The organism is Streptomyces sp. WI03-4A (assembly GCF_033792105.1).
Classification (GTDB): Bacteria; Actinomycetota; Actinomycetes; order Streptomycetales; family Streptomycetaceae; genus Streptomyces; species Streptomyces collinus_A.
This window is the reverse complement of sequence record NZ_JARAUO010000030.1, coordinates 1-25338: the sequence shown is the minus strand read 5'-3', so window position 1 is coordinate 25338 and position 25338 is coordinate 1. Positions and strand designations below refer to the sequence as shown.

General features: G+C 73.5%; 24 protein-coding genes and 1 pseudogene. 12 read left to right on the top strand and 13 right to left on the bottom strand.

What is annotated here, in order from left to right; genetic code table 11:
- The first annotated feature begins 1 nt into the window (after position 1).
- Complete coding sequence (locus tag PV343_RS26525) at positions 2-691, top strand: helix-turn-helix domain-containing protein (protein ID WP_319149477.1); 690 nt, start codon at positions 2-4, stop codon at positions 689-691.
- Here PV343_RS26525 and PV343_RS26520 read toward each other — a convergent pair.
- Entirely contained in the window at positions 671-1075 is a 405-nt protein-coding gene (locus tag PV343_RS26520; RefSeq protein WP_319149476.1) for a VOC family protein, read from the bottom strand. The two genes, PV343_RS26525 and PV343_RS26520, sit on opposite strands and share 21 nt — an antisense overlap.
- Before the next feature lie 143 nt (positions 1076-1218).
- Here PV343_RS26520 and PV343_RS26515 point away from each other — a divergent pair, with 143 nt between their 5' ends.
- Entirely contained in the window at positions 1219-2271 is a 1053-nt protein-coding gene (locus PV343_RS26515) for a hypothetical protein (protein ID WP_319149475.1), read from the top strand.
- Here PV343_RS26515 and PV343_RS26510 read toward each other — a convergent pair.
- The 3 genes from PV343_RS26510 to PV343_RS26500 are packed head-to-tail and all read right to left on the bottom strand — an operon-like array spanning position 2268 to position 3912.
- A complete protein-coding gene (locus PV343_RS26510; RefSeq protein WP_319149474.1) occupies positions 2268-2897 on the bottom strand; it encodes a VOC family protein in 630 nt (209 codons plus the stop codon). The two genes, PV343_RS26515 and PV343_RS26510, sit on opposite strands and share 4 nt — an antisense overlap.
- Before the next feature lie 8 nt (positions 2898-2905).
- A complete protein-coding gene (locus PV343_RS26505; protein ID WP_319149473.1) occupies positions 2906-3091 on the bottom strand; it encodes a DUF397 domain-containing protein in 186 nt (61 codons plus the stop codon).
- A complete protein-coding gene (locus PV343_RS26500) occupies positions 3088-3912 on the bottom strand; it encodes a helix-turn-helix transcriptional regulator (protein ID WP_319149472.1) in 825 nt (274 codons plus the stop codon). The genes PV343_RS26505 and PV343_RS26500 overlap by 4 nt, the downstream gene beginning before the upstream one ends.
- Positions 3913-4042: 130 nt before the next feature.
- Between PV343_RS26500 and PV343_RS26495 the strand changes: the two genes are divergently transcribed.
- From PV343_RS26495 to PV343_RS26485, 3 genes are all read left to right on the top strand, one after another.
- Positions 4043-4699, top strand: a complete 657-nt coding sequence (locus PV343_RS26495; RefSeq protein ID WP_319149471.1) for a ThuA domain-containing protein — start codon at positions 4043-4045, stop codon at positions 4697-4699.
- A 161-nt stretch (positions 4700-4860) separates the two neighbouring features.
- Positions 4861-5724, top strand: coding sequence for an isocitrate lyase/PEP mutase family protein (locus PV343_RS26490; protein WP_319149470.1), 864 nt, complete (start codon positions 4861-4863; stop codon positions 5722-5724).
- Positions 5721-5981, top strand: coding sequence for a hypothetical protein (locus tag PV343_RS26485; RefSeq protein ID WP_319149469.1), 261 nt, complete (start codon positions 5721-5723; stop codon positions 5979-5981). Before PV343_RS26490 ends, PV343_RS26485 begins: the two co-directional genes overlap by 4 nt.
- 105 nt (positions 5982-6086) lie before the next feature.
- Here the strand turns inward: PV343_RS26485 and PV343_RS26480 are convergent, their stop codons facing one another.
- The 3 genes from PV343_RS26480 to PV343_RS26470 all read right to left on the bottom strand — a co-directional run bounded on the left by PV343_RS26480 (position 6087) and on the right by PV343_RS26470 (position 8052).
- Positions 6087-6290, bottom strand: a complete 204-nt coding sequence (locus PV343_RS26480) for a hypothetical protein (protein ID WP_319149468.1) — start codon at positions 6288-6290, stop codon at positions 6087-6089.
- Between the two features lie 128 nt (positions 6291-6418).
- Positions 6419-7450, bottom strand: a complete 1032-nt coding sequence (locus PV343_RS26475) for a DMT family transporter (RefSeq protein ID WP_319149467.1) — start codon at positions 7448-7450, stop codon at positions 6419-6421.
- Entirely contained in the window at positions 7447-8052 is a 606-nt protein-coding gene (locus PV343_RS26470; RefSeq protein ID WP_319149466.1) for a TetR/AcrR family transcriptional regulator, read from the bottom strand. Before PV343_RS26470 ends, PV343_RS26475 begins: the two co-directional genes overlap by 4 nt.
- A 197-nt stretch (positions 8053-8249) precedes the next feature.
- Between PV343_RS26470 and PV343_RS26465 the strand changes: the two genes are divergently transcribed.
- Entirely contained in the window at positions 8250-9821 is a 1572-nt protein-coding gene (locus tag PV343_RS26465; RefSeq protein WP_319149547.1) for a carboxylesterase/lipase family protein, read from the top strand.
- A 19-nt stretch (positions 9822-9840) separates the two neighbouring features.
- Here PV343_RS26465 and mmuM read toward each other — a convergent pair whose 3' ends face one another.
- Entirely contained in the window at positions 9841-10776 is a 936-nt protein-coding gene (mmuM, locus tag PV343_RS26460; RefSeq protein WP_319149465.1) for a homocysteine S-methyltransferase, read from the bottom strand.
- Between the two features lie 120 nt (positions 10777-10896).
- On the opposite strand from mmuM, the gene argG reads away from it, so the two are divergent.
- The 3 genes from argG to PV343_RS26445 all read left to right on the top strand — a co-directional run bounded on the left by argG (position 10897) and on the right by PV343_RS26445 (position 14772).
- Positions 10897-12345: an argininosuccinate synthase gene (argG, locus tag PV343_RS26455; protein WP_319149464.1), complete on the top strand. Its 1449-nt coding sequence runs from the start codon at positions 10897-10899 to the stop codon at positions 12343-12345.
- 269 nt (positions 12346-12614) lie between these two features.
- Positions 12615-14363, top strand: coding sequence for a DUF2264 domain-containing protein (locus tag PV343_RS26450; RefSeq protein ID WP_319149546.1), 1749 nt, complete (start codon positions 12615-12617; stop codon positions 14361-14363).
- A 40-nt stretch (positions 14364-14403) separates the two neighbouring features.
- Positions 14404-14772 carry a VOC family protein gene (locus PV343_RS26445; protein ID WP_319149463.1) on the top strand — a complete coding sequence of 123 codons (369 nt, stop codon included), beginning with the start codon at positions 14404-14406 and terminating at the stop codon, positions 14770-14772.
- Between the two features lie 24 nt (positions 14773-14796).
- Here the strand turns inward: PV343_RS26445 and PV343_RS26440 are convergent, their stop codons facing one another.
- From PV343_RS26440 to PV343_RS26420, 5 genes are all read right to left on the bottom strand, one after another.
- On the bottom strand, positions 14797-15519 hold the full coding sequence (locus tag PV343_RS26440) for an alpha/beta fold hydrolase (RefSeq protein WP_319149462.1): 723 nt from the start codon (positions 15517-15519) through the stop codon (positions 14797-14799).
- Positions 15512-16096, bottom strand: a complete 585-nt coding sequence (locus tag PV343_RS26435) for a TetR/AcrR family transcriptional regulator (protein WP_319149461.1) — start codon at positions 16094-16096, stop codon at positions 15512-15514. Before PV343_RS26435 ends, PV343_RS26440 begins: the two co-directional genes overlap by 8 nt.
- A gap of 40 nt (positions 16097-16136) precedes the next feature.
- On the bottom strand, positions 16137-19001 hold the full coding sequence (locus tag PV343_RS26430; RefSeq protein WP_319149460.1) for a glycoside hydrolase family 2 TIM barrel-domain containing protein: 2865 nt from the start codon (positions 18999-19001) through the stop codon (positions 16137-16139).
- Positions 19002-19085: 84 nt separating this feature from the next.
- Complete coding sequence (locus tag PV343_RS26425; RefSeq protein WP_319149459.1) at positions 19086-20333, bottom strand: ROK family transcriptional regulator; 1248 nt, start codon at positions 20331-20333, stop codon at positions 19086-19088.
- Positions 20334-20496: 163 nt separating this feature from the next.
- Positions 20497-21774 (bottom strand): FAD-binding protein, encoded by a 1278-nt coding sequence (locus PV343_RS26420; protein ID WP_319149458.1) that lies wholly within the window; start codon positions 21772-21774, stop codon positions 20497-20499.
- Positions 21775-21920: 146 nt separating this feature from the next.
- Between PV343_RS26420 and PV343_RS26415 the strand changes: the two genes are divergently transcribed.
- The 3 genes and pseudogenes from PV343_RS26415 to PV343_RS26405 form a co-directional block, all read left to right on the top strand.
- Positions 21921-22928: a hydroxyacid dehydrogenase gene (locus tag PV343_RS26415; protein WP_319149457.1), complete on the top strand. Its 1008-nt coding sequence runs from the start codon at positions 21921-21923 to the stop codon at positions 22926-22928.
- A gap of 110 nt (positions 22929-23038) precedes the next feature.
- Positions 23039-24358 carry a radical SAM protein gene (locus PV343_RS26410; RefSeq protein ID WP_319149456.1) on the top strand — a complete coding sequence of 440 codons (1320 nt, stop codon included), beginning with the start codon at positions 23039-23041 and terminating at the stop codon, positions 24356-24358.
- A 158-nt stretch (positions 24359-24516) separates the two neighbouring features.
- A pseudogene (locus PV343_RS26405) lies at positions 24517-25338 on the top strand (cellulose-binding protein); the annotation flags it as partial.

Genomic DNA, 25338 nt, shown 5'->3' with positions numbered 1-25338 from the left:
CGTGTACCAGGAGCGGCCGTCCCGGCTGACCGGCGCGGTGGTGTGGTGGCGCACTCCCGAGGACCCCGCCGTCCGCCCGGTGCTGCCCGACGGCTGCATGGACCTGCTGTACAGCGAGGGCCGGCTGCTGGTCGCAGGGCCCGACACCCGCGCCCACGTCCCCGCGGGGCCGCCCCGCGCCTGGGCCGGCGTCCGCTTCCACCCCGGCACCGCACCCGCCCTGCTCGGCGTCCCCGCCCACGAACTGCGCGACACCCGGGCCGAGTTGACCGACCTGTGGGCCGCCGACCGGGTACGGCGCCTGCACGACCGCCTCGCGGACGCGCCCGACCCCACCACCGCCCTGGAGGACATCGCCCTGGACCTGGCCACCCGCGCCGCGCCCCCCGACCCGCTCCTGCGCCTGCTCGTCGAACGCCTGGACGCGGGCCGCCCGGTGGCCGCGACGGCGGACGAACTCGGCATCGGAGCACGCCAGTTGCACCGCCGCTCGCTGACCGCGTTCGGCTACGGACCCAAGACCCTGGCCCGCATCCTGCGCCTGCGGCGCGCCCTCGCGCTCGCCCGCTCCGGCGTCCCGTACGCCGAGACCGCGACCCGCGCCGGCTATGCCGACCAGCCCCACCTCGCCCGCGACGTCCGGGACCTCGCGGGCATCACGCTCGGCGCGCTACTCGGCCCCGGCGGCTAGCGGCGCGAACAGATCGACACCGTTGCCGTCGGGGTCGTGCACGGTGGCGTACCGCTGCCCCCAGAACGCGTCCCACGGCTTCAGCTCCCCGTGGTACCCGGCGCCCACCAGGTCCTCGTACACGGCGTCGACCTCGCCGGGCGAACCGCACCGGAAGGCCAGCGCGACCCGCCCCCCGCCGGCGGCCGCCCGCCACCGGGGATGGAACGACCGGACGGTCGCCTCGGTGTCCAGCGCGAGCACCAGCCCACCGGGCAACTCGGCCTCGACATGGGGCTGTTCCTCGGCCCCGTCCGGGAAGACCAGACCGAGGCGACGGTAGAAGGCGAGCGAGGCGGCCAGATCGGAGGCCACCACGCCGATCACGGCGAATCGTGGAGTCATGACCGCACCGTAGGCCGGCCACCGGCGGCCGGTCTTGAACGAATCGGACACGACGGCGGACACGGAGGCCCGCGCGGATAACCGGTTGCGGACCCCCACCGCCACTACGATGATCCGACTGTCCGAGGGCGGGGGAGTGGCTGTTGGCCGACAGGTTCGTGTGCGGGCGGTGCGGTACGGAGCTGACCGCTCCGGTCACCCGGGTGGCGTTTCCGGTCCGCGCTCACCATCACTACGGGCACGAGATGCTGCCCGCCCTGATGGAACCGGGCACCTACGCGGTCGACCCGGAACCCCGAGGCGGACCCCGGCGTCCCTGGGACGAGGTCGGGGACGAGGCGGCGGCGGCCCTCGGGGTGTTCGCCCCGGTGCACTCCCTCCCTTCCGGACCGCCGGGCGCGGTCGTCGTGGCGCCGGGAGACACCCGCGCCACCGTGTTCATCCCGGGCCGGTGCGACGGCTACTGCATGGGCCTGGACGGCCGCGACGGCCCGAACCTCGCCTGCGAGAGCTGCGGCCGGGCGGTGGCGACCCGGGTGGACGACTGCTCGATCTGGCAGGCCGTCTGGCTGGACCCCACCGCCGTACGCCGCGTCCCGGGCCCCGCGCCCCGGACCGCCGACTGGACCACCCTGCTCGCCGAGGAGCACGGCACACCGCCCGTCGAGCAGCCCGGCCACTGGAGCCCCCAGTGGGAGGCGGCCGCCGGCGTGGCCCTCGCCCACCTGCTGGCGGCCTCGGCCGGTGAACCCGTCGCCCTGCCCGGCGGACTCCTCACCGACCTGTTCGGCCGCGCCCTGACCCTGCTGCTCCCGCCCGGACGGCCGGCGCGGACGCTGTCCCTGGCCGGGCCCGGCCTGCCCGTGCCCGGCACCACGGAGATCGCCGTGGTCCCCGTGCATCCCAGGACCGGCGAGCCGTGGCGGCCGCCCGGCGGACCGGCGACCGTACCGCTGCCCCTCGACGTGTGGCTGGGCCTGGCCTTCCCGGAGGACCGGTCGCTGCTGCCGGCGACCGGCGGGCTGCCCCGGGACGTACGGCGCGACGACCCGCTGCCGTCCCACCCGAACTGGGTGTTCCGCCCCGACCGGGACCTGTTGCTGCGCACGCTCGCCCGGCTCCCCGAGGTCCGCCGGCCGTGGCTGCGCGCGGTCCACGACCGGCTGCGGGACGAGCGGAACTTCGGGCTGTTCTAGAACGTCACCGGACCCCGGGGTGTCCCCACCGTGAAGGACAGCGCGAACGGCCCTTCGTTCACCGTGAGTTCGGTGCCCAGCGCGGCCAGCGCGAGTCGCACCCCGGCCGGGTCGGGTGCGGTGGCCGTGACCTCCAGCAGCGGCGTGACGGGCAGCCCCGAGCCGGTCGGGTGCACCGAATCACCCCAGTCGATGAGGAACGGGACGAGCCCGCCGTGGGGCGCGGTGCCGCTGTCGGTCAGCCGCCACCGCAGCAGGGTGCCGTCGGGTGTCCGGCGGCTCATCGGGTGGACCGGCCCGGGATCGTGACCGCGCTCCCGGGCCCCGGAGACCGTCGCGTCCAGATCGGGCGGGCTGATCGCCCAGGTCACCGTGCGCGGCCCGGCCAGCCGGTCCACCCCGAACGGCCGCAGCTCCACCGGCTCCGGCTGCTCCGGATCAGGCCCGATGATCTCCAGATAGCTCCGCCCGCCGAGCGACACCAGGTGGTTGCGGGTGCCGAGCCCCACGTGCACCCCACCGGGCGCGGGCGCCACCCCCGTCCGCCGTGCGAAGTCAGCTACTGTCGCGGCCAGTTCGGGTGTAGCCAGCACGAGGTGGTCGAGCAGCGGCGGAATCCGGCCCATGCCCCGCCTCAGTCCCTGCCGGGCAGCTTCAGGAACGCGGCCCACGCCGCCGGGGTGACCGTGAGGTGGGGGGAGGCGGGGGTCTTGGAGTCGCGGATGTGGACGGAGGTGGGCTCGGAAGCCACTTCGACGCAGTTGCCGCCCTCGTCACCGCTGTAGCTCGACTTGACCCACTTCAGTGCGGTGCCACTCATCGCTCTCCCAGCAGACGGTCCAGCAGTTCCCTCGTGTCCTCGGGCGTGAGGGCCTGTGACCGCAGCATCGCACACTTCTGCGTGAGGATCCCCACCTCATCGGGGTCAGCGATCAGTTGACTGCCGCGCTGCGTCTCCACATAGGCCAGCCGCTGGTGTTCGGGTGTCTCCAGCAGGACGAACGGACCGTTGAGCCCCGCATGAGTCGTGCGCTCCAGCGGCAGTACCTGGAGCATGAAACCCGGAAGTTCGGAGCATGCCAGCAGATGCCGCAGCTGCTCGGTCCATACGTCCCTGCCCCCGATGGGCGCCCGCACCACCGGCTCCCAGACCACGAAGCAGGTGATCGGCGGCTCTCTGCGGTGCAGGATCGCCCGACGGTCGATGCGGGCCTCCACCAACTGCACGACACCGTCGTCCGCGTACACCGGGACACGGCTGCGGAACACCGCCTCCGCGTACGCCTCCGTCTGCAAGAGCCCCGGCACCACCTGGTTCTCGTACGACGAGATGGCGATGGCCTCCCGCTCCCGGTCCAGGAACTCCTCCGCCCACATCGGGACGAGATCCACCTCGGGCATCCGGCTCACCGCGACCGACAACGTCCCCTTGGTGTCCAGGAGTTCGTCGAGCTGCTCGGCGACATCCGGCTTCAGCGGCCGTCTGCCCTGCTCGATCGACGCGATCATCTCCTCGCCGAGGACGGACCGCTGCCCCAGCGCGCTCTGGGTGTACCCGGCGACCTCGCGGTGGAGGGCGAGCAGCGCGCCCACCATCTTCATCGCCGAGGCGTTCTTCCGTGCCCGTCGAGTCGTGCCCATGCGGTCGTGCTCCCAGCCGCTCGCGTACGTACCGTCCCATGATGGATACAGTGCGTGACGCAGGTCACCTGAACGCCGAAATCCCCTTCTCAGGGGTGTAGTTCCGGGTGGCGCGCGCCATACGTCCGGCATGGCGCCTCGCATCCTCGTGTACACGCGGACCACCGACTACCGGCACGACTCCATCCCGGACGCCGTGGCGGCCGTGCGCGGGCTCGGGGGTTTCGCCGTCGAGCACAGCGAGGACCCGGCGGACCTGGAACGGCCCCTGGCCGGATACGCGGCCGTCGTCTTCCTCTCCACCAGCGGCACGGTGCTGACCCCGGCCGGACGGCGGCGGCTGGCGGAGTACGTCGAGGCGGGCGGTGGCTTCGCCGGCGTGCACGCGGCGGCCTGCACGGAGTACGACTGGCCGCACTACGGCGAACTGCTCGGTGCCCGGTTCGACCGGCACCCGGCGTACCAGCCGGGGAAGGCCGTCGTGGTGGACCCGGGCCACCCCGCCACCCGGCACCTGCCCGCCGTGTGGGACTTCACCGACGAGTGGTACGACTTCCGCTCCGGTCCCAGGGGCCGCGACGGGGTGCGGGTGCTGCTGCGCGCGGACGAGGCGTCGTACGACGGAGGCGGGATGGGGGCCGACCATCCGCTGGCCTGGTGCCGCCCGCAGGGGGCGGGGCGGGTGTTCTACACGGCCCTCGGGCACGCCGCCGAGGCGTACCACGACCCGGACTTCCTGGCCCACCTCGGCGGCGGCCTCTCCTGGGCGGGACGGCTCCCCGAGTGACGTTTCTGCGGTGAACCCGTTCCGCCAACGGGGTGAGTAAAGCCGTTGCACAGCGAAGGTCATGTGTGTACCCAGGGAAGCTCTTGTCTTGGTAAAGGGCGTCGAGACGCGGTGGACCGGACCCCGGCCCCGCGCCACCCACCCACTGGAGGAGCCGGACCTTGAGTTACGGAAACAAGCTGCGCGAGCGGATCGCCGGGCCCGGGACCACACCGCTGATCGGCGTGTACGACATGTACTCGGCGTCGATCGCGGCCAAGCACTACGACGGGATGTTCGTCTCGGGCTTCGGCTTCGCGGCCTCGTACTACGGCCTGCCGGACATCGGCTTCATCGCATGGCCGGACATGGTGGCCTTCGTCCAGCGGCTGCGGGGCGCGTTCCCGCACCACCACCTGCTGGTCGACATCGACGACGGGTACGTCGACCCCGAGGTCGCCTGCCACGTCGTCGAGGGACTGGAACGGATCGGCGCCTCCGGGGTCATCCTGGAGGACCAGAAGCGGCCCCGTCGCTGCGGTCACGCCGACGGCAAGCAGGTGCTGCCGCTCGACGAGTACCTGGAGAAGCTGGAGAGGGTCCTCCAGACCCGCAAGGACCTGGTCGTCGTCGCCCGTACGGACGCCACCGACGAGCACGACATCCTGCACCGCGCGGAGCGGCTCGCCGCGACCGACGCCGACGTGGTCCTGGTCGACGGCGTGCGCAGTGTCGAGTGGATCGGGCGCATCCGTGAGGTCGTGGGCACCAAGCCGCTGCTGTTCAACCAGATCGCCGGCGGCAAGTCGCCCCGCCTGTCGCTCGGTGAGCTGTCCGACCTCGGCGTCGACGTCGCGATCTACAGCACCCCCTGTCTGTTCGCCGCCCACGAGGCGATGAACTCCGCGCTGGTCGACCTGAAGGCGGCCGACGGGCGGCTGCCCCGGCTGGACCCGTCCGCGGGGGTCGGTGTGAAGGCGTCGACCAGCCTGCTGGAGCGGAACATCGACCCCGAGCGGCTGCAGCCCGAGGGCGTGGGCGTGTGACGGCCGGCCCCGGACCCCGGTTCGGGGCCGCCACGATGATCGCGGCGGCGCTCCTCGGCGCCGCCGCGCCCGCCGCGGCCAACGGCGGCAGCCTGGTCACCGTCATCGACAACTCGCACGCCGACTCCATCCTGGAGGTCGACCGCACGGCCAACGTCCAGACCGGCAGCGGCACGGCCGGCAGTGACCACGACGGCAGCGCGGTGGACGCCATCCAGGCGATGCTCGGCGATCGCCCGACGGACGACGAGGACTGAGCGCCCGACGGACGACGAGGACTGAGGGCCGGTCGAGCGCGAAGGGCCGGGCACCCGTGCGGGGTTGCCCGGCCCTTCGCACGACCCGCGTGGGTCGGCGCCCGCTCAGTCGGCGCCCGGGCCCGCGTGGCCGTTCCCACCGGGGTCCCGGTTCTGCTGCGGGGCGTGCCAGCCGCCGGGCACGGCCACGGCGGTGCGGGGCAGGGCGGGCGCGACGGTCCGGCTCGCGGCCTGCGCGGTGCCGTAGGCGGTGACCAGGGCGACGGCGACCGCGGCCAGGGCCGCCGCACCGCGCGTGGAGGGGCTCATGCCAGGGAGAACGGCCCCCGCCGCGGGCGGTCACCGCGGTGCGCCCGAACGAGCGAAGGACGGCGCGCCCGTACCGGCCTCGTACCCCAGCCGGGGTGACGGGTCGGTCCGTGCCCCCGGCGGGGCGCTCACCGGCCGCTGTCCGTGCCGGCGGTTCGGCGGGCCGTCCCGCCCCGGGCCGCGTCGCCGGTGCGCCGCGCGGCGAGGCGCCGGCCGCGGCGGAAGCCGCCGCCTGTCGGCGTGGTGAGGACGGCCAGGCAGGCGATGACGAGGGCGACGCCCGACCAGCCGGTGGCGGGGAGGCGTTCACCGACGACCAGCACGGCGAGGACGGCCGCGACGGCCGGTTCGAGCAGGGACAGGGTGGTGGCGGTGCTGGCCGGCACATGGGCGAGGCCCCAGCCGAAGAGGACGTACCCGGTGAACATCGGCACCAGCGCCATGTACGTACCCACCGCCGCGTTGGACCAGGACCCCACGAGCGGCGCGCCGGTGACGAGCAGCACCGGCAGCAGGAGCAGCCCGCCCAGGCCGAAGACGGCGCCCATCGCCGTCCGGGAGGGCGTCCCGCGGGTGATGAGCCGGTGCGCCGCCCACGCGTACAGGGCGTAGGTCGCGGCGGCCACCAGCCCGAGACCGACACCGAGCAGCGTCGCCGCAGCGGAGGCCGGCCGCCCGGCGCCGGTACCGCCGCCGCCGTCGGCGGCGTGCGCGGCCTCGGCGACGCACAGCAGGACGGTGCCCAGCAGGCCGAGCGAGGCCGCGACCGTCCAGCGGCGGGTCAGCCGGCGCCCGTCCACGACGCGCTCGATCAGCGCCGAGGCGAGCGGGGCCGTGCCGATCGACACCACCGTGCCCACGGCGACCCCCGCCAGGCGCATGGAGCTGTAGAACGCCGGCGGGTAGACCGCCACGGACACCGCCCCCAGCAGCACCGTGCCGCGCCGCTCGCGCAGACCCGCGCGGTGACGGGCGATCCGGGGCGCGGCGAACAGCGCCTGGAGCAGCCCACCCAGGCCCATCGCCACGGCACCGATGGCCAGGGGGCCCACCTCGGGCGCGAAGGTGGCCGCCGTGCCCGTCGTGCCCCACAGCACGGAGGCGGCGAGCACGCACAGCGCGCCGATCCCCGCGGAACCGCCCCGCCCGCCGCACGTCACAGCCGGTCCAGCAGCGCGGCGGCGATCGCACGGGCGTGCCGGACACGGTCGCCGTCACCCTCGAGACCGGCGCGGGCCATCGCGCCCTCCAGCAGGAAGGCCAGGTGCTCGGCCGTCGCACGCGCCTCGCCGGGCCGGCCGGGCAGCAGCTCGCCCAGGTGCCCCGCGATCAGCCGCTCGACCTCCTCCTTGTGCGCGCGCACCACGGCCCGGCCCTCGTCACCGGCGGGCAGCTCGGCGGCGGCGTTCAGCAGACCGCAGCCGCGGAACCCGCGCTCGTACGCGAACTCCGCGTGGTCGGCGTACGCGTCGAACACCGCGAGCACGCCCTCGCGCGGCCCGCGCGCCCGCTCCAGCCGGGCCCGGTACAGACCGAGCCACTCCTCGTGCCGGGCGTCGAGATAGGCCCGCACCAGCTCGGCCTTGGAGGAGAAGTTGTTGTACAGGCTCATCTTCGCCACGCCCGCCTCGGCGGTGATCGTGTCGATGCCGGTCGCGGCCACGCCGTCGGCGTAGAAGCGCCGGGCGGCCGCCGCCAGCAGACGGTCCCGCGCCGGACGCCGCCTCCCGCGCGCCGCCGCACTCGTCTCGGTGTCGCCCATGCGCAATCCTCATGAATAGGTAGGTCGGTCTATCTAATGTAAGCCATGGCCGGGACCGGTGTCCCGCCGCTCGCACGGACGGCCCTCACCCGGTGGTCACCCCGATGGCGCAGCCCAGGGTCTGTGCACCGGAATACATCCGTGCGATGTGGTGCTCTGTGGTGAACGGCACTGGCACGGCGAAGGGCTGGTGGGCGATGACGGCAGAACAGACGGGCCCCGTGGTCCGAACGCCCCACGGGGCCGTACGCGGCCGGTACGAACAGGGCATCGCGGTGTTCCGGGGCATCCCGTACGCCGCCCCGCCCTTCGGCCCCCGGCGGTTCAGGCCGCCCGAGCCGCCCGAGCCCTGGGACGGAGTCCGTGACGCCGGCGCCTTCGGGCCCACCGCGCCGAAACCGCCGTACTCCGAGGCGTTCGCCCGCTACCTCTCCGACCCGGTCATATCCGGCGACGACTGCCTCAACCTCAACGTATGGACCCCGGCACCCGGCCCCGCGGCCCGGCTGCCCGTCCTCGTCTGGCTGCACGGCGGCGCCCTGACCAGGGGATCCTCGGCCGTACCCGTCTACGACGGCCGCACCTTCGCCCGCGACGGCATCGTCTGCGTCTCCGTCAACTACCGGCTCGGCGTCGAGGGCTACGGCCTCTTCCCCGACGCGCCCCCCAACCCCGGCCTGCGCGACCAGTTCGCCGCCCTGCGCTGGGTGCACGAGACCATCACCGCCTTCGGCGGCGACCCCGGCAACGTCACCCTCGCCGGACAGTCGGCCGGCGCGATCAGCGCGGGCGCCCTCATCGCCGCACCCAAGGCCCAGGGCCTGGTCCGGCGCGCGATCCTGCAGAGCGGACCGCCCGAGGTCCTGGAACGCGACAAGGTCCGGCGCATGGTGCGCCGCATGGCCAACCGGCTCAAGACCCCCGCCACCGCCGAAGCCTTCGCCGCCGTCGACCGCGACCTGCTGCTGCGCACCCAGGCCGACATCGGCCGGCTGAGCAGCCCGGTCCTCGGCGGTCCCACCTTCGGCATCGTCGAGGACGGCGACCTCGTACCCCGCGACCCGCTCCGCGCCCTCGTCGACGGCGAGGCCGCCCAAGACGTCGACCTCCTCATGGGCTGGACCCGCGACGAGTACCGGCTGTGGCTCGTGCCCGGCGGACTGCTCGAACGCGTCGACCGGCTCGGCGCGGTCGCCCTGGCCGGCGCCATGGCCCGCTGCCACGCAGGACATGAGGTGCCCCGCCGCTACCGCGCCCTGCACCCCGGCGCCGGGACCGCCGAGATCGTCGGCCAGATGGTCACCGACCACCTGCTGCGCATCCCCCTGCACCGGCTGGCCGACGCCCGCCCCGGCAGCTCGTACGTCTACGAGTTCGCCTGGCCGTCCCTCCTGTCCGGCCTCGGCGCCTGCCACGCCCTGGAACTGGGGTTCGTCTTCGACACCGGCGACGTCCCGGAGTCGGCCAGACTGGCCGGCGAGGGCGCCCCGCAGGAACTGGCCGACGCGATGCACGCGGCCTGGGTGCGGTTCGCGGCCACCGGCGATCCCGGCTGGCAGACATGGGACGACACCCACCCGGTGCGGATCTTCGGCGACGGTCCACCGCATATCGCATACGGTCCACGGGATCCCGAAGTCGCCCTCTGGTCGGCGGCCGTCCCCACCGTCCCGGAACCCAGCCCCGCCTCCGACGCCCGGCCCCCCGGAGTCGAACTGGCGTCAGCGGTACGCCGCCTGCGCCGGTCGGTGGGGGCGCGGCGCAGGTGAGGCGGTCGGCGGGTGGTCCCTACACCGTCCCGGCGGAGCCCAGCGCGTGGGCCACGGCCGTGATCGCCCGCGGCCCCACCCGGCAGCATCCGCCGATCAGCCGCGCCCCCGCGTCCCGCCACCTGGTGACCTGTTCGCTGCCGAAGGTGCTCCGGCCGGTCCAGGCCCGGGCCTCCGCGTCCCAGACCTCGCCGCTGTTGGGGTAGACGACCACCGGCTTCCCCGTCACCCGTGCCGCCGTCTCCACGGCGTGCTCGACGTCCTCGGGAGCGCAGCAGTTGACGCCGACGGCGATGATCTCGTCGGCGTCGGCGGCCAGGGCGAAGGCGTCCACCAAGGGCTGGCCGGCCCGGGTGCGGCTGCCGTCGACCGTGTACGAGAGCCAGGCCGGCACACCGAGCCCGCGCACCGCGCGCAGCAGCGCCGTCGCCTCGTCCGCGTCCGGGACCGTCTCCAGTGCCAGCACGTCCGGCGCGGCGGCGGCCAGCACCTCGAGCCGCGGCCGGTGGAACCGTTCCAGCTCCGCGACGCCCAGCCCGTACCGGCCCCGGTACTCGGACCCGTCCGCGAGCATCGCCCCGTACGGTCCGGCCGACGCCGCCACCCACAGCGGCCGCGTCGCCCCCGCCTGCCGCGCCTGCCGGGCCGCCTCGCGGGCCAGCCCGACACTCGACGCCATCAGCCGCGCGGCCTCCTCGCGGCCGATGCCGCGCCGGCCGAAGCCCTCGAAGGTGGCCTGGTAGCTGGCGGTGATCGCCACGTCCGCGCCCGCGGTGAAGTAGGCGAGGTGCGCCTCCGTGACCGCCTCCGGCCGCTCGGCCAGCAGCCGCGCCGACCACAGCTCGTCGCTCAGGTCGTGCCCGGCGGCTCCCAGCTGGTTGGACATGCCGCCGTCGAGCACGACCGTGCCGGTGGCGAGGGTGTCGGCGAGGCTCGGGGAGGTGTCGCTGGTCATGCCCAGACGCTAGTCGAAGCGCGGTGCGAAACGCCTGGTCGGTCCAGCAGGCGGGCACCCGGCGGGGGCGTGTGACCTCCGACGTTTGCATGAAGATGCGGAACGTTGCATAATTTTGCTATGTCCAAGGTCCTCACCTCCCTCCCCACCGGCGAACGGGTCGGTATCGCCTTCTCCGGCGGCCTCGACACCTCCGTCGCCGTCGCCTGGATGCGCGACAAGGGTGCCGTCCCCTGCACCTACACCGCCGACATCGGTCAGTACGACGAGCCCGACATCGCCTCCGTGCCCGGCCGTGCCTTCGCGTACGGCGCCGAGATCGCCCGGCTCGTCGACTGCCGAGCCGCGCTGGTCGAGGAAGGGCTGGCGGCGCTCGCCTGCGGCGCGTTCCACATCCGCTCGGGCGGCCGCCCGTACTTCAACACCACGCCGCTGGGGCGGGCCGTCACCGGCACGCTGCTGGTCCGGGCCATGCTCGAGGACGGGGTGCAGATCTGGGGCGACGGCTCCACCTTCAAGGGCAACGACATCGAGCGGTTCTACCGTTACGGTCTGCTCGCCAACCCGCACCTGCGGATCTACAAGCCCTGGCTGGACGCCGACTTCGTCACGGAGCTGGGCGGCCGCAAGGAGATGTCGGAGTGGCTGCTCGCGCACGGGCTGCCCTACCGGGACTCGACGGAGAAGGCGTACTCCACGGACGCCAACATCTGGGGCGCCACCCACGAGGCCAAGACCCTGGAGCACCTCGACACCGGCATCGAGACCGTCGACCCGATCATGGGCGTGCGGTACTGGGACCCGTCGGTGGAGATCGCCACCGAGGACGTGACGATCGGCTTCGACCAGGGCCGCCCGGTCAGCGTCAACGGCAAGGAGTTCGCCTCCCCGGTCGACCTCGTCATGGAGGTCAACGCGATCGGCGGCCGGCACGGCATCGGCATGTCCGACCAGATCGAGAACCGGATCATCGAGGCCAAGAGCCGCGGCATCTACGAGGCGCCCGGCATGGCGCTGCTGTACATCGCATACGAGCGCCTCGTCAACGCCATCCACAACGAGGACACCATCGCCGCCTACCACAACGAGGGCCGGCGGCTCGGCCGGCTGCTCTACGAGGGCCGCTGGCTGGACCCCCAGGCGCTGATGGTGCGTGAGTCGCTGCAGCGCTGGGTCGGCGCGGCGGTCACCGGCGAGGTGACCCTGCGACTGCGGCGCGGCGAGGACTACTCGATCCTCGACACCAGCGGCCCGGCGCTCAGCTACCACCCGGACAAGCTCTCCATGGAGCGGACCGAGGACTCGGCGTTCGGTCCGGTGGACCGCATCGGCCAGCTCACCATGCGCAACCTGGACATCGCCGACTCCCGTTCGCGGCTGGAGCAGTACGCCGGCCTGGGCATGGTCGGCACCGGCCGGCCCACGCTCGTCGGCGCCGCGCAGGCGGCCTCGACCGGGCTCATCGGCGCCATGGCCGAGGGTGGCGCCGAGGCGATCGCCTCGCGCGGCGAGGTCGCCGACGAGGAGGCGATGCTCGACCGCGCCGCGATGGAGTCCGGCACGGACTGAGCCGACCCGGGCCCATTCGGACCGGGCCGGCCCAGGGTGAGGACCGAGGCGGGCCCCGGCGGACTTGTGCCGCCGGGGCCCGCCGCGCGTCGTGGCGCACGCGTCGGCGGCGGGACCTTCGCCCGGCGTCGGATGCCGGGGCCGGAACACGGGTAGCGAAGGCGAGGAAGGCCGCTGAGGCCACGAAGGTCGGCAAGGCCAGGAAGACCGCTGAGGCCGGCAAGTCCAGGAAGGTCGGCAAGGTCAGGAAGGGAAGGACCGCGACCGTGATCCACCTGCCCGCCGAGGACCGCACGACGAGCCCGTACACCGGCTACACCCGCGCCCATTGGGAGACCGCCGCCGACGCCCTGCTCGCCGCCGTGGAGCCGTGGGCCACCCCCGACCGCGCCCTCTACCACCTCCCCGGCGACCACGTCAGCCACTCCGGCCACCTCTCCGACGGCCTGGAGGGATACGCCCGCACCCTGCTGCTGGCCGCCTTCCGCAAGGACGCGACCGTCCTCGGCCGCTACGCCGACGGCCTGCGCACCGGCCCCGGCGGCGTCTGGCCGAACGTCACCGACCACAGCCAGCCCCTGGTCGAGGCGGCCTCCATCGCCCTCGCCCTGCGACTGACCCGGCCGCTGCTGTGGGACCGCCTCGACCAGCCGGTACGGGAGCGCACGGCCGCCTGGCTCACCGACGCACTCACCGCCGAACCCTGGCCCTGCAACTGGGAGTTGTTCCCCGTCACCGTCGGCGGTTTTCTGCTGGAGATCGGCCACGAATCCGAGGAGGCCCGCAAGGCGGTCGACCGCGGCCTGGAACGCATCGAGGTCTGGTACGTCGGCGGCGGCTGGTACACCGACGGCGACGGCCGCAAGTACGACTACTACAACGGCTGGGCCATGCACCTGTATCCGGTGCTGCACGCCTGGCTCACAGGCGACGAGAAGCTGCTCGACCTCTACGGCGGTCGCCTGGAGGCCCATCTCGCCGACTACGCCCACCTGTTCGGCGGCGACGGAGCGCCCCTGCACCAGGGCCGCTCGCTGACGTACCGGTTCGCGACCGCGGCCCCGCTGTGGCTCGGCGCGCTCACCGGACGTACGCCGCTGCCGCCGGGCGAGACGCGCCGGCTGGCCTCCGGCGTGCTCAAGTACTTCCTGGACCGTGGGGCCGTGGACGACCGGGGTCTGCTGACCCTCGGCTGGCACGGCCCCGACGAGAGTGTCCTGCAAAGCTATTCCGGACCGGCCTCGCCGTACTGGGCCGCGAAGGGCTTCCTCGGCCTCCTGCTGCCGCCGGACCACGAGGTCTGGACGGCACCGGAGGAGCCCGGACCGGCCGGACGCGCCGACGCGGTGCGCCCGGTCGAGGGCCCCAACTGGCTGTTGCAGTCGACGCGTTCGGACGGCGTGGTGCGGCTGCACAACCACGGCAGCGAGGACGTCCGGTACGACCCGCACTACACGCGCCTCGCGTATTCGACCGTCACCCGCCCCCTCGTGTCGCCGCCCGACAACACCGTCACGATCGGTGGCGACCACATCCGCTCGGGCATCGTCCCGCTGGGCGTGGGGAAGGACTGGGCGGCCTCCCGGTACACCGTGACGTCCGGGGCGGGGGTGACCAGCCTGGTGGTGGCCGACGGAGCGGTGGAGGTACGGGCCCACCTGGTCGCGGGAGCGGCCCCCGGCACCGAGGTGCGCATCACCGGGTGGGCGCCGGGCAAGAACGATCAGTCCGAACTACTCGCGTCACACGGCCTGTCGAACGGCACGTCAGAAGACCACGCTCAGACCGCAGTGACCGGCCTGACCGGCGTGACCGGCGAATCACCCACCCTGTTCGTCGCCGTCGCCCGGCTCACCGGGGACCCGGACCCCGCGCCCCTCGTGGACCTGGTGACCGTCGAGGTGCGCGACGAGCGGGAGTTGAGCGTCCACTGGGCCACCGGACTGCTCCGCCGCTTCCGGTTCACGGCACCGCAGGACGGGCCCGACGGCACGTCGTGGCCGGTGACGCCCGACTGACGTCGTTGCCGCCGGCACCCCCGTCCATCAGAATCCGTCCATGACTTCCAAGATCCGCCACGTGACCGTCGACTGCGCCGACGCCTACACCCTGGGCACCTTCTGGTCGAAGGTGCTCGAACAGCCCCTGCACGAAGACGACCACCCGGGCGACGAGATGGCCCTGATCGAGAGCGCGGGCCTGCTCTTCATCACCGTGCCGGACGCCAAGACCGTCAAGAACCGCGTCCACCTCGACCTCCAGCCCCAGGACCGCAGTCGGGACGAGGAGGTCGAGCGGCTGCTCGCCCTCGGTGCCACCCAGGTCGACGACCGGCGCCGCCCCGACGGCACCGGCTGGGTGGTCCTCGCCGACCCCGAGGGCAACGAGTTCTGTGTGGAACGCAGCCAGGCGGAACGCGAGGCCTGACGACGCGCTGCCGGCTGGCCGGCCCTACGACGAGTCGCGCCCGCCGGAGCGGAGCGTGTCGGCGAGCAGATCGGCGAACTCCACGGGGTGCTCGAGCGCCCCGAGATGCCCACCCGGGAACCGAACCAGCGGACACCCGATCCGATCGGCAAGCAACTCCGAGGTTCGATGTAGCAGTTCACCCCGCGACGCGGCGCCCGCGGCGATGGTGAGGGGACGCGGAGGAATGCCGGAGCCGGAGTCGAGGGTGTAGGCGGTGAACGGGCGCAGAACATGGCCGAGGAAGACGCCCATCGGGGTCGCCGAAGCGCCCTCGGCGGCCGGTCGGCCGGGCCCGTCGAGCTGGGCGATCAGCTCCTCCCGCCGCTCCGGCCCGTCCGGCAGCACGGTCACGCACGGCGGCTCGTGCGCCACGACGTGCGCGAGCCGCCGTGGATGCCGCTGGAGCAGGTCGAGCACCGCGACAGCGCCGGAACTGGTCCCGAACACGTACGCGCGCTCGCCCGCCGGAAGGACCGCTTCCAGCACCCGGTGCGCCCCCTCGCTCCAGTCCGCCGGCCGCTGGTCCGGGACGGCGAGGCCGAGCCGGCCGTGGGCGAGGCCCAGCGGGTCGTACGTCACCACGGTGAAGCGGGACGCCAGCCGGTCGACGAGCGGACCGAGCCCCATGGGGTGCCCGGCGCCGCCCGGCACCAGCAGCAGGACGGGACCACTTCCCGTGACGTCGTGGTACGGCGGCTCAGTCATGACTGTTCGTCTCCCGGGGCCAGTGGGTGAGGGCGAGGTGCAGGGCGTCGACCGCCTTGTCCCAGGAGGCCTGGACACTTCGGTCCGCGCCGAAGCCGCCGGTGGACTCCAGCACGCAGTAGCCGTGGAAGGTGCTGCGCAACAGGCGTACCGCGTCCGTCAGATCGGGCTCCCGTAGACCGTAGGCGCGCAGCATGCCGTAGGTGATCTCGGCAGTACGGCGCAGGGCGGGGGAGTCGGCGATCAGAGCTTGGTCGATGCGGATCTGAGTGGCCGCGTACCGTCCCGGATGCCGCAGGGCGTAGGCCCGGTAGGCGCCCGCGAAGGCGACCAGCGCGTCCTTGCCGGCCCGCCCGGCCACGGCCGCGGCGATCTCGTCGATCAACTCGCCGCCCGCATGGAGCGCGAGCCGCGTGCGCAGCTCCTCAAGCCCGCGCACATGCGAGTACAGACTCGCGTCCTTGACCCCGAACCGCCGAGCGAGCGCCGACACACTGACCTTCTCGAACCCCACCTCATCGGCAAGCTCGGCGGCCCCCACGACCAGCCGCTCCACGGTGAGCCCCGCACGTACCATGCCCCGCCTCCTAGGATGCTTAGGAATGATCCTAGGGCATCTAGGACACCGCGGAGAAGACGAACGAGAACTGCACCGGCTCGGCTCGCAGGTGGTAGTGCGGTAGCGGGCCGGGGCCGCAGGACTGGGAGCCCAGGCCGTGGTGGGCGTGGTCGAGGTTGACCCATACCGTGTCGCCCGGGACCAGGTCGGTGCGGTGGGTCGCCGCGTCCAGTTGTTCCGTGGTCCAGCGGCGGGCGGTGAGGGAGAACTCCGGGTCGCCCTCGACGCGCAGCCCGCCGAGCTCCGCCCAGCGGACGTCGGCGCGGGCGCCGTTCTCCTGGGGGCGGACGTACGGCGTCTGCAGATCGTCGACCGTCGACTGCCGACGGGCGACCGACGACGCCGTCCTGCTGTCCGGGTACGCCTCGCCCGGGCCGCCGCCGTACCAGCGCACGCGGTCGGCCGCGGACAGGCCGAAGCGGATGCCGAGGCGGGGGAGCGGCACGGTCCAGTCGCCCTCCGGGCGCACCGACACGGTCAGCCGTACGCGGTCTCCGTCCGACGTCCAGCGGTACACCGTCGACAGTCCGAGGTCGCGGGCGGCGGGCGCCACCCGGGTGCGGACCGTCAGCGCGTCGTCGGCCGGTTCCACCGCGTCCAGCCGGTGCCGCATACGGTGCAGGCCGAGCTCGCGCCACAGCGGGCCGTAGCGGACGTCGGACTGCCAGGCGGCGCCGTCGTCGTTGTCGGTGGTGGCCCGCCACACGTCGAGGCGCAGCCCGGTGACGTCCACCCCGCCGATCGTGCGCAGCGCGCCGGTGCGGGCGTCGAAGACGGCCGGTCCGAGGGTGAGGGTGCCGGCGCCGGGCACGGGCCGGGCGGTCGACGGCACCGACGGCACCCGACGGGCGGACGCCGTGAACTGTCCCCAGGCGACGACGTGGTCCTTCGGCGCCCAGGGTGTGTCGGCCGCGAGCCGCGCGCGGACCGTCCAGAGGGCCTCGCCCGCCCCGGCGGCCTCCGGCGGCTCGGGCAGCTTCACCTCGGCCGACTCGCCGGGCGCGAGCGGCGGCACCGACAGGGCGCCCGTCCCCGCCGTCTCGCCCTCCACCTCGTAGGACCAGGTGAAGGCGAGCGCCGACAGGTCGGTGAGGTCGTACTTGTTGGTGATCCGTACCGTGCCGCCGGCGCCGTCCCGCTCGATGGCGACCGGCTCGACCACTTTCTTGAACTCGATCAGGCCGGGGGAGGGCCGTCGGTCGGGGAAGAGCAGGCCGTCGCAGACGAAGTTGCCGTCGTGCAGTTCCTCGCCGAAGTCGCCGCCGTACGCGTAGCCGTACCGCTCGTCCGCGATGCCGTGGTCGATCCACTCCCAGACGAAGCCGCCCTGGAGCCGGCCGTACGTCTCGAAGAGCCGCTGGTAGTCGGCGAGTCCACCGGGGCCGTTGCCCATGGCGTGGGCGTACTCGCAGAGGATGAAGGGGAGTTCGCGGCGCTTGCCGGTGCCGCCGTCCAGGCCGCGGCCGATCCGCTCGACCTCGGCGTGATCGGCGTACATCCGCGAGTACATGTCCGTGTCGCGGCAGTCGGGGTCGCCCTCGTAGTGCAGCAGCCGCGAGGAGTCGCGGCCGCGGATCCACTCGGCCATCGCGGTCAGGCCGCGCCCGGTGCCCGCCTCGTTGCCCAGGGACCAGATCACCACCGAGGGGTGGTTCTTGTCCCGCTCCACCATGCGGGCGGCCCGGTCGAGCAGGGCCGGGGTCCAGCGGTCGTCGTCCACGGGGTTGTCCCGCCAGCCCTGCTCGGTGAAGCCGTGCGTCTCCAGGTCGCACTCGTCGATCACCCACAGACCCAGCTCGTCGCACAGGTCGAGGAAGGCGGGGTGCGGCGGATAGTGGGAGGTGCGGACCGCGTTGACGTTGTGCCGCTTCATCAGCAGCACGTCCTCCCGCATGGTCTCCAGGTCGAGCGCGCGGCCCCGCTCCGGATGCCACTCGTGCCGGTTGACGCCCTTGAACAGCACGGCCCCGCCGTTGACCTCGATACGGCCGTCCGCGAGCGCCACCGTGCGGAAGCCGATGCGCAGCGGTACCCGCTCGCCCTCGGTGGCCAGCACCCCGTCGTACAGCTTCGGCCGCTCCGCCGACCACGGCTCCACCGGCACCGTCACCGCCTCGCCGGTCACGGTGTCGATACCGAGAGCGGGCACGGTCACCCGGCCGTCCACGTCGGAGTCCACGCGCAGCGTGCCGGTGCCCGAGACGTGGTCGTAGGAGGCGTGGACGAAGAAGTCGAGGACGCCGCCCGGCGGGCGGTGCAGCAGCGTGACGTCACGGAAGATGCCGGGCAGCCACCACTGGTCCTGGTCCTCCAGGTACGAGCCCGCCGACCACTGGTGCACGCGGACCGCCAGCACGTTGCCGGTGGGCTTCAGCAGATGGCCGACCGCGAACTCGTGCGGCAGCCGGGACCCCTTGAACTCGCCGATGTCCGTGCCGTTCAGCCAGACCCGGGCGCAGGACTCCACGCCGTCGAAGCGCAGCACCGCCCCGCCGTCCGCCGGCCAGTCCCCGGGCAGGTCGAAGACGCGCAGGTGGTCGCCTGTCGGGTTCTCGGTCGGCACCCGGGGCGGGTCGACCGGGAACGGGTAGAGGTGGTTGGTGTAGATCGGGGCGCCGTGACCCTGGAGGACCCAGTGGCCGGGCACCGCGACCTCCGCCCAGCCGCCGGCGTCGTACCCCTCCTGGGCGAAGGAGTCGTCCTCGGCGTCCGCCGTCGCCGACAGCCGGAAGCGCCAGCTTCCGTTCAGCGAGAGGGACTTGGCGTCCGAGGACGCGTACCGGGCGCGGGGCGGCAGCGCCCCCGAGCCCGGCGCGACATCCTCGACGTACGCAGTGGCGGTGGTCGTGCTCGGGATGGACATCGGTCTCCTAGCTCAGCCCTCGTCGGAGATGTGGCCGGCGGCCCCGGCCGGCCGCGGTGGTGCGGGTCGAGAAGGTGATACGTGTCAGGAGGGCGGTGCGCCCGCCTCCGCACGGCTCCGTGCGGAGACCGCGCGGGAGCGCTGCCCGGCGCCCTGCAGGGCCCCTTCCAGCGCGAACGTGGCGGCACCCAGGGACACCGGATCGGTGGGGACGGGGGAGAGGACGATCTCGGTCGCCGCCAGCGGACGTCTGAGCGCGTGCCGGGCGACGGCCGCGCGTACCTCGTCGAGCAGCGGCTCGCCCAGCCGGGACGCCACCCAGCTGCTGAGCACGACCACCTCGGGGTTGAGCAGGTTGACCAGGTCCGAGATCCCGGCTCCCAGGTAACGGGCGGTCTCCCGGACCACCTTGAGCGCCACCGGGTCGTCCGCCGCGACCGCCCGGGCCAGCGCGTTTACGGTGGCCGTCTGGTCCCCCGGGTGCAACAGCGGTGATCCGGGGTCGAGTTCACGGAGGTTCTGCATGATGCCCGGCGCGCCCACGTACGTCTCCACGCAGCCGTGGTTGCCGCAGTGGCACAGCCGCCCGTCCAGCACGAGCGTGGTGTGCCCCCACTCGCCGGCGCTGTTGCTGACGCCCCGGTGCAGCCCGCCGCCCAGGGCCAGACCGGCGCCGACACCCGTGCCGAGGTTCACCACCACGGCGTCCCCGCGCCCCCGCGCCGCCCCGAACCACAGCTCGGCCACGGTGCACGCGCGCAACGGGTTGTCCAGGTACAGGGGATGGGCGATGTGCTCGGCGAGCAGGTCGAGCAACGGGACGCCGTGCCAGTCCAGGTTGGGCGCGTACGCGGCGACACCGGTGTCCCGGTCCACCTGGCCCGGCACGCTCACCCCGACCCCGAGCACCCGGTCCGCGCCGATCCCCGCCTGGGCCACCACCGAACCGACGGCGGCGGCCACCTGGCCCACCACCCGCTCGGGCCGGCTCTCGCCCGGCCGCACGTCCTCGTCGGCGCGGGCCAGCACGTTCAGCGCCAGGTCGAACAGCTCGACGTGCACGTACGTCTCGGCGATGTCGACACCGACCAGCGCGCCTCCCGACGCGTCGACCGCCACCAGACCCCGCGGCCGCCCGCCGGCGGAGTCCTCGAAGCCCACCTCGGTGATCATCCGCAGGTCCAGCAGCTCGCCGACGAGGGTGGCGACGGTGGCCAGGCTCAGCCCGGTGGCGGCCGCCAGCTCCTGCCGGGAGGTGGGGGACTCGGCGATGATCTGGCGCAGCACCTCGTAGCGGTTCGCCGTACGGATGTCGCGTGACGTGCGCTTCACGGAGCGGCCCCTCCCGTCCCTCAGGCCAGGCCGGGCGGTCGGGCACCGGCGCGGCGCCAGGCTATGGTCTCGGCCGGCTTTCGACAAGGGCTTCGAAAAGGGGCTGGAGAAAGTCCCCCGGTCGCTGGACCGCCGAGTCCGCACGCCGGCCACCGCCAACGCGTCAGTCGCCCAGCAGTTCCCGCACGAAGGCGTTGGCGAACTTGCCCGTCGGGTCCAGGCACGCGGCCAGGGCGCGGAAGTCGGCGAGGCGCGCATACCGTCGCCGGACGACGGTCGGCGGCATGGTGAACACCTTGCCCCAGTGCGGGCGCGGATCGAAGGCCTCCAGAGCCTCCTCCAGCCGGCGGACCACCGGCAGCACGGCCGCCGTGTCCGCGATCCAGGTGAAGTGCAGGGCCACCGAGTCCCGGCCGTAGGCAGGGCCGAGCCACTGCGGGTCGGCGGCCACGGTCCGTACCTCGCACGTCTGCAGCACACCGGATACCGCCGACCGGATACCGTCGACCGCATACAACGCGTCGACGGCGGCCGACCGCGGCAGCAGGTACTCCGACTGCAGCTCCGCCCCACTGCTCGGCGTGAACTCGGCACGGAAGTGCGGCAGCCGCTCGTGCCACGGCCCCGGCACCCCGAACTGCCGCGTGCAGTTGACCGCCGGCATGCCCGGCACCGGGTGCAGCGCCTCGGCGGCGGGCACCGCCCACGGGAAGTCCACCGGCGCCTGGTCCGTGCGGCGCTTGAGCCACACCTGCCGGAACCCCGGCTCCCGCCAGTCGGTGAACAGACTCACGCTGTACGCCGACGCCGCCACCGCCTCGTGGTCGAGCCCGTCCAGCGGCAGCTCCGTGAACACGTGCTGCTCGACCTCGTACGACGGTTCCAGGTCGAGGGTGAGCGCGGTGACCACGCCGAGCGCGCCGAGCGAGGTCACGGCCCCGTCGAAACGGGCGTCGCCCCGGGCGACGGACACCGTCGAACCGTCCGCCGTGACCAGCTCCACCTCCCGAACGGCCGCCGCGAGCGGACCGTTGCCCACCCCCGAGCCGTGAGTGCCGGTCGCCACCGAGCCGGCCACCGAGATGTGCGGCAAGGAGGCCATGTTCGGCAGCGCCAGCCCGTGCCGGTGGACCGCGCGGGCCAGCTCCGCGTACCGGACGCCGCCCGCGACGCGCACGGCACGGGCCGCGCCGTCCACCTCGATCACCGGCGGCAGCCCGGCGATCGACACCAGCACGCCCTCGGCGCCCGGCTCGGCGATCCGGTTGAAGGAGTGGCCGCTGCCCAGCACCCGCACCCTCGCGCCGCCGGCCACCAGGGCCCGCAGCGCGTCCAGGGTCTCCGGGCGGTGGAACTCCTTGGCCGTGTACGTGATGTTGCGCGCCCAGTTGGTGACCGTCCGCGCCGGCTCCGCCATGCCTGCCGCGATGTCCGCCGCCATGTCCGCCGTCCCTCCGTCGTCCTGCCGAACCCCGCGGCCCCCGCCGTGCCCGGCGGGCGCGCGGACGCGTTGACCCTCTCGTCCGCCGCGACCTACCGTAGAGATCGATTTCTGTCCGTGCCGCACCGAGCCGGAAGGTCACCTCCTTGCCCGAGCGCCCGCAGGCCCTGCTCGCCATGACGGCACGGAACGTGCCCCACGTCTTCCCGCCGGACCTGCTCGCCCGGCTGCGCGAGTCGGTGGACGTCGACCCCGCTCTGGTGGCGCACGACTTCGCCGACGACCGGGTACGGCGGGTCCTCGCCCGCACCGAGATCCTGATCACCGGCTGGGGCTGCCCCCGCCTGGACACGGCCGCCCTGGACGCGGCCCCGCGGCTGCGCGCGGTCCTGCACGCGGCCGGCTCGGTCAAGGGATTCACCACCCCCGAGGTCTGGCGGCGCGGCATCGCCGTCTCCTCCGCCGCCGCGGCCAACGCCCTGCCGGTCGCCGAGTACACGCTCGCCATGATCCTGCTCACCGGGAAGAACGTCCTCGCCGCCCGCGACCTGCTGCGCGCCGACCGCACCCACCCCTACGGCGACATCCTCCCCGGCGTCGGGAACCACGGCCGCCGCGTCGGCGTGGTCGGCGCCTCCCGCATCGGCCGCCGCCTGATCGAACTGCTCCGGCCGCACGACCTGCGGGTGAGCCTCACCGACCCGTACGCCGACCCGGCCGAGGCCGCCCGGCTCGGCGTCGACCTGCTGCCCCTGGACGAGCTGCTGCGCGCCTCCGACATCGTCACCCTGCACGCCCCGGACACCCCCGAGACCAGGCACCTGCTCGGTGCCCGGGAGCTCGCGCTGATGCCCGGCGGCTCCGTGCTGATCAACACCGCGCGCGGCGCCCTCGTCGACCACGACGCGCTGATCGCCGAGCTGCGCACCGGGCGGCTCAGCGCCGTGCTCGACGTCACCGACCCCGAGCCGCTGCCCGCCGACTCCCCGCTCTTCGACCTGCCCAACGCCTTCGTGACCCCCCACCTCGCCGGCTCCCAGGGCAACGAGGTGTCCCGGCTCGGGCTGACGGTGGTGGAGGAGGCCGAACGACTGTCGACGGGCGAACGTCTTCTGTATGCGGTCGACCAGGCGGCCCTCGACCGCGCGGCCTGAGCGGCGCCGCGCCGGAACACACCGCGCCACGTGCGGGGACCCGGCACGTCCGACGCCGGAGCGGGGGCATACGGTGAGAGACGAACGCCTGACCCGGGAGGAGATTACGGATGGGCAACCGCACCGCGCTGGTCGAGGATCTGATGGAGCGCTTCCCGCATGTGCCGCGGGAGGCCGTCTTCAAGGAGGACCTGCTCCGGGGCGGCGTCGCCTTCGACCCCTCCGCGCTCAGCGACAACGAGAGCGGCGAGGTCAAGCCGAAGTCGTACTTCATCTTCTCCTTCGACCACGGCACCCTGCCGGAGCTGGGCGAGGCGGCGCTGCGCCGGCCCCCGGAGGAGATCATCCTCACCGGCGGCCCGTACGACCTGCGCCGTACCGTCGTCTCCGTCCGGGTGAACCCCGCCTCGCCGTACCGGGTCGCCGCCGACGAGGAAGGGCTGCTCGGGCTGTACCTCGACGGCACGCGCATCGCCGACGTCGGGGTGCCGCCGATGCCCGAGTACTACCGGCACACCCTGTCCAACGGGAAGTCCGTGATGGAGGTCGCCCCCACCATCCAGTGGGGCTACCTGATCTACCTGACCGTCTTCCGGGTCTGCCAGTACTTCGGCGCCAAGGAGGAGTGCCAGTACTGCGACATCAACCACAACTGGCGCCAGCACAAGGCGGCCGGCCGGCCGTACTCGGGCGTGAAGGACGTCGAGGAGGTCCTCGAAGCCCTGGAGATCATCGACCGGTACGACACCCAGAAGGCGTCCACCGCCTACACCCTCACCGGCGGCGCCATCACCAAGACGGTCGCGGGACGCGACGAGGCCGACTTCTACGGCCACTACGCCAAGGCCATCGAGGAGCGCTTCCCCGGCCGCTGGATCGGCAAGGTCGTCGCCCAGGCCCTGCCCAAGGACGACGTCCAGCGGTTCAAGGACTACGGCGTGCAGATCTACCACCCCAACTTCGAGGTGTGGGACCGGCGCCTGTTCGAGCTGTACTGCCCCGGCAAGGAGCGCTACGTCGGCCGGGACGAATGGCACAAGCGGATCCTGGACTCCGCCGAGATCTTCGGCGCCCGCAACGTCATCCCGAACTTCGTCGCCGGCGTGGAGATGGCCGAGCCGTTCGGCTTCACCAACGTCGACGAGGCCATCGCCTCCACCACCGAGGGCCTGCGCTTCTTCATGTCGCACGGCATCACGCCCCGCTTCACCACCTGGTGCCCGGAGCCCACCACCCCGCTCGGCAAGGCCAACCCGCAGGGCGCGCCGCTGGAGTACCACATCCGGCTGCTGGAGGCCTACCGCGCCACGATGGACGACTTCGGGCTCGCCTCGCCCCCCGGCTACGGCCCGCCCGGACCCGGCCGCGCGGTGTTCTCCGTCAGCTCCTTCATGGACAGCCTGCCCGCCGTGGAACCCGCGGAGGTGTGACCCCTCCCGTCACGGCATGCGACCCTCCGGTCACCGGAATCGCATAGGCCGCTTGTCAGTTGTGTCGAAGACGTGAAAGGCTCCTGCCCGCCGCGAGGTTCCCTCCAACTCCTTCCCCCCGATGGTGAGTTGACCTCGCGCGTGGATGCAGGAGCCCCATGTCCGACCTGCCGACCCCCCAGGACGCCACCGAGGCGGCACTCTTCTCGGAGTGCTGGGACGCGGTCCTCTCGTACGCGGACCTGTGCACGTCCGGCGCGCTGACGGCGCATCAGCTGGCGACCGAGGCGTTCACCCTCGGCATGCGCGAGGTGCGCGCCGCCGGGGCGCTGCCCGCGCGCGGCCCCGGCGGGCGCGCCGGCCGGCTGCCGATGATCGCGGAACTCCTCACCGCCGTACGCGCCACGGCCGCCGCCTGGGAGGCCGACGGGCAGGGGCACCGGCTCGACCCCGAACTGCGGCTGTGGCTCAACTCCGAGCAGGCGGCCCGCTACACCGGCCCGCCGCTGCAGCGCCCGGTCGCCCTGCGCGGCCTGCGCGACCTGCAGGAGGCGGACGCGTCGCTGCTGTGGCTCGCCGAGGTGGAGGCGCTGCCCCTGCCCGTCGTGGCCCGCCGGCTCGGCCTCGACCCGGACACCGTCGCCGAGGAACTCGACCAGGTCCGCTCGCTGTTCCGGGGCCGCTGCCACCGGGCCCACCTGGACACCCCGCTGGACCCGCTGTGCCGCAGCTACGCCCGGCTGCTGGACGCGGTCACCCGCTCACCGGCCGCCGAGACCCCGGGCGACCTCTCCCGGCACCTCGCCACCTGCGTGCGCTGCGCCGAGGCCGCCGCCTGCCTGCGCCCGCACGGCGGCGGACTGCCCGCCGCGCTGGCCGGCCCAGGGGGCGTAGGCGAGGAGCAGGGAGCCCGCGAACCAGCCGGCGTCGAGGAGCTGACCGGACTGGTAGCTGGTGTGCAGCAGGGGCGAGGTGAACAG